The organism is Pseudopedobacter sp. (assembly GCF_040392825.1).
In the GTDB taxonomy this organism is placed as follows: Bacteria; Bacteroidota; Bacteroidia; order Sphingobacteriales; family Sphingobacteriaceae; genus Pseudopedobacter.
Genome location: NZ_JBEBVH010000186.1, coordinates 1 through 8309, shown reverse-complemented (window position 1 = coordinate 8309; position 8309 = coordinate 1). Strand labels below are relative to the sequence as shown.

The 8309-nt window shown below is 36.1% G+C and carries 8 protein-coding genes; 3 read left to right on the top strand and 5 right to left on the bottom strand.

The window, feature by feature from the left end; all coding sequences use genetic code 11:
* The coding region (locus ABWO41_RS12900; protein WP_353138595.1) for a S66 peptidase family protein at positions 1–736 on the top strand (736 nt) is incomplete at its 5' end.
* A gap of 41 nt (positions 737–777) precedes the next feature.
* Here the strand turns inward: ABWO41_RS12900 and ABWO41_RS12895 are convergent.
* From ABWO41_RS12895 to ABWO41_RS12875, 5 genes are all read right to left on the bottom strand, one after another.
* Positions 778–2208, bottom strand: a complete 1431-nt coding sequence (locus ABWO41_RS12895; protein WP_353138592.1) for a RagB/SusD family nutrient uptake outer membrane protein — start codon at positions 2206–2208, stop codon at positions 778–780.
* Between the two features lie 33 nt (positions 2209–2241).
* Positions 2242–5259: a SusC/RagA family TonB-linked outer membrane protein gene (locus tag ABWO41_RS12890; protein WP_353138589.1), complete on the bottom strand. Its 3018-nt coding sequence runs from the start codon at positions 5257–5259 to the stop codon at positions 2242–2244.
* Positions 5260–5741: 482 nt separating this feature from the next.
* On the bottom strand, positions 5742–6509 hold the full coding sequence (locus tag ABWO41_RS12885; RefSeq protein WP_353138586.1) for an exodeoxyribonuclease III: 768 nt from the start codon (positions 6507–6509) through the stop codon (positions 5742–5744).
* Between the two features lie 25 nt (positions 6510–6534).
* The gene (locus ABWO41_RS12880) at positions 6535–7245 is read right to left on the bottom strand and encodes a peptidylprolyl isomerase (RefSeq protein WP_353138583.1); all 711 of its coding nucleotides are present in this window, start codon (positions 7243–7245) and stop codon (positions 6535–6537) included.
* A 1-nt stretch (position 7246) separates the two neighbouring features.
* On the bottom strand, positions 7247–7597 hold the full coding sequence (locus tag ABWO41_RS12875; protein ID WP_353138580.1) for a hypothetical protein: 351 nt from the start codon (positions 7595–7597) through the stop codon (positions 7247–7249).
* Positions 7598–7726: 129 nt separating this feature from the next.
* Here ABWO41_RS12875 and ABWO41_RS12870 point away from each other — a divergent pair, with 129 nt between their 5' ends.
* Positions 7727–8041, top strand: a complete 315-nt coding sequence (locus ABWO41_RS12870; RefSeq protein ID WP_353138577.1) for a hypothetical protein — start codon at positions 7727–7729, stop codon at positions 8039–8041.
* A gap of 34 nt (positions 8042–8075) precedes the next feature.
* A partial coding sequence (locus ABWO41_RS12865; protein WP_353138574.1) for a carboxypeptidase-like regulatory domain-containing protein occupies positions 8076–8309 on the top strand: 234 nt, incomplete at its 3' end.

The following is an 8309-nucleotide window of genomic DNA, read 5'->3' as shown; positions in this document are numbered from 1 at the left end:
GGGTTTTGAAGTCATTGTAGGAAAAACAGTTAGTTCGCAATTTCATCAATTTGCCGGAGATGACGAATTAAGAGCTCAGGAGTTCCAGGACTTTGTCAACGACAATTCTATTAAAGCAATCTTCGCCGCCAGAGGTGGTTACGGAAGTGTAAGAATCATCGACAAAATAGACTTTTCAAATTTGCTATCTCACCCAAAATGGATAGTAGGATTTAGCGATATCACTGTTTTCCACTGCCATTTAAATAGATTAGGCATTCAAACTATACACGGACAAATGCCTGTAAATATCCCGGATAGTACCGCCGAGGGAATTGAATCTCTAAGAAAAGCACTAACCGGAGTAAAAATTAAATATCCTGTAAATGGACTAGAACTGTTTCCTAAAGCGGAAATCATTGGGGGAAACTTAAGCATTTTACTTTCGGTCCTTGGCTCCGAAAGCGACCCGACATATGATGACAAAATTCTCTTTATAGAGGATATTGATGAGTATTATTATGCTGTAGATAGAATGCTGAGAGCTCTGGACCGGGCTGGCAAATTAGAGCACTTAAAAGGTTTGATTGTTGGCGGTTTTTCGAATATGAAAGATAACGATATTCCTTTCGGATTTTCAGTAGAAGAAATTGTAATGGATGTTGTTTCTAAATATAATTATCCGGTAATTTTTGATTTCCCTGCAGGACACATAGAAAATAATTGGGCTTTAGTATTGGGAAGGAAACTTCTTTAAACAAAAGCCAGAGAAGAACTCTCTGGCTTTTGTTATTTGATTTAATTATTATATCCCGGATTATTCGGTTTAATATTCGGATTTGCGTCTAGTTCTCTCTGTGGAATTGGAAATAACTGCTTATTATCATTCACAGCTAAATTCTCCGTATCGTTGTTTGATATTGCTCCGGTAATGTTTGGCCTTGCTGTCACAATTCCGTTTCTCAGATTGTCTTGCCATTGATGTCCTTCAAAAGCAAATTCAAAATTCTTTTCCTTTAAAATTTCGGCCAATGTAACAGCTCCTGTATAAGCGGGTAAACCTCTTTGAGCTCTCACTGCCGACAAATCTGCCTGTGGACTTGCTCCTAATGTTGTACCCTGTTTAAAGTTAGCCTCAGCTCTTATAAAATACATTTCAGCAAGCCTTAATATTTTAGGGCTGTACATCCCTGGAATATTATCTTGCATATAGAATTTTGTAGTAATTAATGCTTCTGCAACCTCATCTTCTTTCATTACTCCAGTTTTTCTAACGTCTGCATTATCATACGAATCATAGAAGCTCGGCCTAACGAAAAAGTCACCGTATCCTCCTAATTCCTTTACATATAATTGACCGTAGTTATCCGAACCTAAATCTTGAAATTGAGTTATCTTAGCGGTAAAAATCTCTTCAGACTGTCCTGGTGTTGCCCAGAAAACATCATATCTATAGCTATTTGGGGGAGTTAATTCATACCCTGCATCAATTACCCTTGTAGCTTCTTGTATCGCCAGATCGTTACTTACTGCGTCTCCTTTATACAAATACACCCTAGCTAATAAAGCAGATGCAGCGTAAGATGTTGCTCTAAATTTAGTATTAGTATCCTCTGAAAGATCAGCCTTAGCTTCTATCAGATCTTTAATTATCTGATCATAAATAACTTTAACAGTCTCTCTTTTTGGAGTCGAATTGCTTTTATCTAGCACCAATGGAACACTTAAACTTGCCCCATTATCTGCACTATAAGTTTTGCCGAAAACACGTGTAAGGTCAAAATAAGCAAGTGCCCTCACAAACTTGGCTTCAGCAACTAGTTGGTTCTTTTCATCTACCGTTCCATCGGTAACGTCGTTTACTCTATTGATAACATTATTTGCTCTCGCAATGACATTATATATTCTATTCCAGACATCAGTAACGTCTACATCCGAAAGCGTATAGTTATATTGGTATGAGGTACGATATCTGTTAGAGTTTCTAGCAGCAATATACATGTTTGAGCCTCTTAATTCTAACATCGTTGGGTATGTTCGTCCATACCACTCCAAGCTTCTGATACCATTGTAAATACCGATTGTTGCAGATCTCAAAAGCTGAATATCAGTGATCGCATCTTCGTCCTGCATAGCATCTTGAGGTTTTTGATCCAGTTCATCTTTACATGAACTAAAGAATATTACACCCGCAAGTATAAACAGTGTAATTCTATATATTCTTTTCATGATTTTCTTTTTTAAAAGTTTTATAACACTTCATTAAAATGTAACATCCAAACCGAATGTAAAGATTTTACCTACTGGATATTTGAAAAACTCAACGCCATCTGCTTCGACTTCTGGGTCAATTCCAGAGTAGTTTGTCCAGGTAAGTAGATTTTGTCCTTGTCCGAATATTGTTACTCTATTAAGCCCTGACTTAGATAACAATGTGGTTGGAAGTGTATAAGACAACCTTACATTTTTTAAACGTAAATAATCTCCCTTTTCCAGGAACCGGCTAGATGCAGAAGATTCATTTTTGTTTCCTCCTGCAATTGGTTTTGGCCTTTTCGCTGCTACACCAGGTGTTGTCCAAAAATCTTCAGAAGCGGAAACTAAATGATTAAATCCACTATTGATGTATGCTGTATTTTCTAGATAACTAGCCGTTTGGTTATAAATTTTATTCCCTGTAACAGCATATAATAAGAAAGATAACCCAAATCCTTTGTAGGTAATTTCATTGTTTAAACCAAAAGTATATTTTGGTAGAGCCTGTCCAAGTAATCTTCTCTCGGCATCGTTATAAACATTTGTTGTTGTCCCATCAGCTTTATACCATAAAGGATCACCATTGGCTGCATCTACACCTGCCCACTCCCTCATATAGTAAGTTCCAATAGAATTACCCTCTCTAACAATTTTTATCCCACTAATTAAGTCCTGATTATCTTTTGTTTCTAATACTTTATTTTTATTGTATGAAAAATTGAAGTTGGTTCTCCATTTTAAATCGCCTTTATCAATATTAACAGAGTTAATACCTAGCTCAAACCCTTTGTTTTCAACCTCACCTAAATTAATGGGCATGGTTAAGAAACCAGTTGTGGAAGAAATAGGTAGTCTAAACAGTTGCTGATCGGTAATTTTTGAATAAAAATCAGCTTCCACATTTAATCTGTTGCTTAGAAATCCTAATTCCAGGCCTATATCAAAACTTTTTGTTTTTTCCCAGCGTAAATCATCGTTACCTAATTGAATAGGTGCAATACCCGCCAAATCATTATAATTTACTGGCTCCCAAAGCGTATAAGCCACAAAGTCACTTAAACCATTAAGATTTCCTGATGTACCATAACTTGCTCTCAACTTGGCATTTGAAAACAGCGTCTGATCTTTCATAAAGTCTTCCTCTATAAATCTCCACGCTCCACCAATTGCATAAAAAGTCTCCGCCTTATTCTTTGTAAAGTTAGAAGCTTCATCGCGTCTTAAACTAAGATTTAAATTATATCTGGATTTATAAGAATATGCAACGTTACCAATATAAGATAGAATAGCTTGTGTAGAACTCAAGCCTCCTACAGATACTGGCAATATAGCAGAGTTTAAAGATTTAAATCTCTCATTCGACAAGATTGACTTCCCGCTTGCTTGCAATGTTTGATAATCTTTAAAAGTATATTCTAACATTGCTAAATAACTCAATGAATGATCTGCTCCTGGAGCGTAATTACCAGAAAGCGAGGTTTGAGTTGTATATAATTTGCTTTCATTAGCAGCATCTGTTAGAGATCCATTAGAACCAATACCATCTGAAGTTCTTGCGTCTTGAAACAATTTCTGTCTGGCATTAACCCAATCTATTGCTAAATTTTGAGAGATTTTCAACCAATCAAATATTTTATATTCTCCGTTTAAACGACCTAATGTTCTGTAATTTTTATTATTATTAAAGTTATACTGTGTGTTAAACAGGAAATTATCACCCGTTAAGCCGAACCAGCCACCTTCCATACCGCTATATAAATTTCCATCAGCATCATATGGCGATTGGATTGGAGCTGTCGCCATATAGCCCAAAATAGGGCTAGCAAACCTTCCTCCGTCCGCAGCTGCCATACCGTCACTATAAGTAAGATTCAAGTTCAACCCTACTGAAAAACGATCGTTAACTTTTTGATCAATATTTGATAAAAGAGAATATTTCTTAATATTAGATCCTATCAAAGTACCATCTTGTTTTCCTATACCTGCGGAGAAATAATATCTAGTCCTATCATTTCCTCCTCTAGCTGAAATATCTGCCTGGGCTGATGTTCCAGTTCTAAATGCAGCGTCTCTCCAATCAAAATCAACATTTCCTCCCAGAGCTTCCAGATAAGACGGAATAACTGCCGGGTCCTCCTCTGCATTTATCAAAGCCTGAGTTTCGTAATTAATGAATTGCTCGGCATTCATCAATTTGAAATTTCCGAAATTAGCTTTTGTACTTCCATATTGCGTTCTGACATTGAATTCTGTCTTACCGCTACTCCCCTTCTTAGTTGTAATAACAATTACTCCATTTGCTCCTCTTGCTCCATACAATGCAATAGCGGATGCATCCTTCAATACGTTCATGCTCTCGATGTCATTTGGATTTAAATTGCTCAGAACATCTGTTGGCATAACTTGGTTATCTCTATTTTCATCATCAGGGTCTAAATTTGCCCCGTTTAGTGTACCTCTAGAAATGATAACACCATCGATAACATATAAGGGTTCATTACTAGATGATATAGAGTTTATACCTCTAATTCTTACAGACTGAACTGCTCCTGGTTGACCAGAACCTGTCGTCGCTACAACACCTGTTACTCGTCCCTTTAATAAATCATTAGGATCCACTACCGGCGTATTTGCAATTTGTTCTTCTCCTATTTTACCTATGGCACTGGTTGCGTCGCGTTTATTCTGAACGGTATATCCAGTCACCACCACCTCACTCAATTGCTCTGCATCCGTTGCTAAGTTTACATTTAATACGTTAGACGAAGGCACTGCTAACTCTTGTGTCTTAGTTCCTATAAAAGAAAATACCAAGACTGGATTTGAAACGCTCGTCTTAATTGAATACTGTCCATTCACATTTGTTTGTGTTCCGGAAGCGCTTCCCTTAACCGAAACCGCAACTCCTGGCAAAGGCAACCCGTCTTCAGCCGAAGTCACTGTTCCTGTGATAGTGCGCTCTTGCGCCAACACAGTTGTTGTAACAAACAACAAAATGAATAAACTCTGTACAAGTTTTTTCATGGCTTGAAATAAAAATTAGTTAATATTAGTGTTAATTAGTGTTAAATATAATGTTATCAATTCTTTATATTAAAATTTTACAGTATACTCATGAGGTAACATTTTAGATAGAAAAAAAGTTTTATTATTTATCTGACTATTTACCAACACATTAGCCAACATTCCGCCTATCATACTCATTATTAACAATTTAGTTACAAGCATATTCTACATTAATAAAATAATAAAAAAGGCACTTATATAATGAGAAAAAAGAAGCCTATTACCTGATACATTGTGGTTATGGAAATACTAAATACTTTCAGTCCCAGATAATTTAAGAGATACGAATTCATTTAATAATCAGATATTGATAGCAATCAATTTGTGGATTTAAGGAATACTTTCAGAAAAAATACCTGTCTTTTAACACGACAGGTATTTCAAATCGATTGAACTATGAATTTAATCTTATAGAATACCAATCGGGGATTAGTCTTTAATTAAAGCGCTAACTCTAATAAAATCGGACAATGGTCAGAATGTTTTGCTTCTGGTAAAATGCTAGCTCTTTTAATATTAGCAAGCATTGGAGCAGACAATAAATGGTAATCTATACGCCAGCCTAAATTTTTTGCCCGGGCACCTGCTCTGTAACTCCACCATGTATAGTGATGTGGATCTGGATTTAAATGCCGAAACGTATCTATAAACCCAGAATTGATAAACTTTTCCATCCAGGCTCTTTCTTCAGGAAGGAACCCGGATGAATTCGCATTGGATTTTGGATTATGAATATCAATGGCTTTATGACAGATATTATAGTCCCCGCATATCAACAATTTCGGATAAGATTTCAATAAATCTTCAGCATAGACTTCAAAATCTGCCAGAAACTGATATTTAAAACCTTGTCTTTCATCTCCGCTCGACCCCGAAGGAAAATATGCACTCATTACAGAAAAATCATCAAAATCGGCTCTTATTATTCGCCCTTCATCATCGTAAGGTTCTATCCCACACCCATACTCTACGTGTTTGGGCTCTTTTTTGGTCAATATTGCAGTTCCACTATATCCCTTTTTCTTAGCCGGATACCAAAAGTGATGGTACCCCAGTGCATTCAATTGTTGTAAATCAGCAATCTGATCTGGTGTAGCTTTTATCTCCTGAAGGCAAACTATATCAGCATTTGTAGCTTTCAACCAATCCAGCCAGCCTTTATTTATAGCTGCTCTAATTCCATTTACATTATATGATATTATTTTCATTTCCTAAGTACTTGGTAGGTGAATTTTACTTCTTGTATTCTTCGCCTTGATTCTTATCTGTCTCTTTCAACAAGTTTTTGATTTCTCTTTTTTTCAGAAGACTTGCAGTCATCCTTATATCCTCTAAGGGCCTGTTATTTCTATCTACTTTAACTGCAGAAATAACTTCCAGTACATCTAAACCTTTTACCATTTCTCCAAAAACGGTATACTCCCCATCAAGGAAAGGGTCTCCTCCTATTGTTTTATAAATTTGCTTATGATCATCCAAAATTTTCACTCCTTTATCCTGCTCCATATAAGCCAATTGCATATCGTTATAAATCTTGCCTCCAACAATGTAAAACTGCGAAGCACTTGAAGCCCGTTCCGGATTATTATTCCTTGCTGCTGCCAATGCTCCTTTTTTATGAATTAAATTCGGATTGATTTCCGCAGGAATAGTATACCCCAGATCACCCATTCCCAGAGATTGGCCCGGCTTAGCATTTTTCGAGTCCGGATCTCCTCCCTGTATCATAAAGTCTCTGATAACACGATGGAATAAGGTCCCATCCAGCTTTTTATCTTTAATTAACTTAATAAAGTTATCACGATGTTTAGGTGTTTCATTATATAATTTCAGAACCATATCCCCTTTATCGGTTGCAATTTTTATCATCACTTCTTTGGGCTTTGAAGCCAGGGCCTGTAACGATAGGAACACAAATGCAATACTTATCAAAATCTTCCTCATATTACAATTCGGGAGATAAATCCTGAAAATAATTAACAATCAACGTTCTAAGCAAATGCTCCTGTTCTAGAAGAGTATAATTAGGAATCTGCTTAATTTTTTTCCAATGGGGCCAACCATCCTGATCTAAGCCTTCCAACTCATAAAAGCCCATATCAGAAAAAAGTCTGCAAGTTGCAATATGCATTAATTCTTCTTTTTGTCTCTTACTGAATTTCTGCACTCCTTTACCCAATTCTTGTACACCTATCAGAAACAAGATTACTTTTATATCAGGTCTCTCATTATCAAATTGCTGTGCTAATATATCTTGAAGCCTCGCGAACTTGGCATTAATTTCTTTTGCTGTCATACAAACAAAGATAATCTTATATGATATATTTGAGAGTGAAGCCTGGAACATTTGGTCTTCTTCTATTCCAAAATTACATTTCACAGATATAACATCATTTGTTTTTACATTATCTTTGCAGTTATGGGCATGAATAGGTTTATAAGAGTTTTTGCTTTTGCTCTTCTTTACGCTGTACTGCAGACGGTTATTCCCGTTCATGAAATTCTACATACCCACAAAGAATCGAGGCATACATCTCACCATTTAACCGAGATCCAGGAATACGAAAAGCCCTGCTGTAAACCAGCAAACTACTTCCATCTTAGTTTAGCCATCCTTGCAGAACAAGATTTTGTTTTTAGAAATGTATCCTTTTTCTATAAAGAATATACTTATACCAGTTACCACCATAAAATTATTGCAAACCCAAGCAATAAAGCCCCTCCTGTAGAAATAGCATAAGACAAAATTCAGCTATTTTTTAATTATTATTTTTATGATGACTGTAAAAAAGTATTGTTTAATACTTTGTGCATTGCTTTTGCTATATACGTCTGCTATAGCGCAAAAATGTGATATCGTATTTTATGGAACTGTTAAAGATGGAATAACCGGAAAGGAGCTTCCCGGAGCAAGTATAAGTATTGTCAATACAGCTAAAGAAGCTCCTGCAAATCAACAGGGGCATTTTCACTTTAATAGACTTTGTTCGGGAGACTACCGGGTTGAC

Coding starts and splice junctions, on each gene's coding strand:
- ABWO41_RS12890 (WP_353138589.1), bottom strand. CDS start 5,259: ATGAAAAAACTTGTACAGAGTTTATTCATTTTGTTGTTTGTTACAACA.
- ABWO41_RS12870 (WP_353138577.1), top strand. CDS start 7,727: ATGAATAGGTTTATAAGAGTTTTTGCTTTTGCTCTTCTTTACGCTGTA.
- ABWO41_RS12895 (WP_353138592.1), bottom strand. CDS start 2,208: ATGAAAAGAATATATAGAATTACACTGTTTATACTTGCGGGTGTAATA.
- ABWO41_RS12880 (WP_353138583.1), bottom strand. CDS start 7,245: ATGAGGAAGATTTTGATAAGTATTGCATTTGTGTTCCTATCGTTACAG.
- ABWO41_RS12875 (WP_353138580.1), bottom strand. CDS start 7,597: ATGACAGCAAAAGAAATTAATGCCAAGTTCGCGAGGCTTCAAGATATA.
- ABWO41_RS12885 (WP_353138586.1), bottom strand. CDS start 6,509: ATGAAAATAATATCATATAATGTAAATGGAATTAGAGCAGCTATAAAT.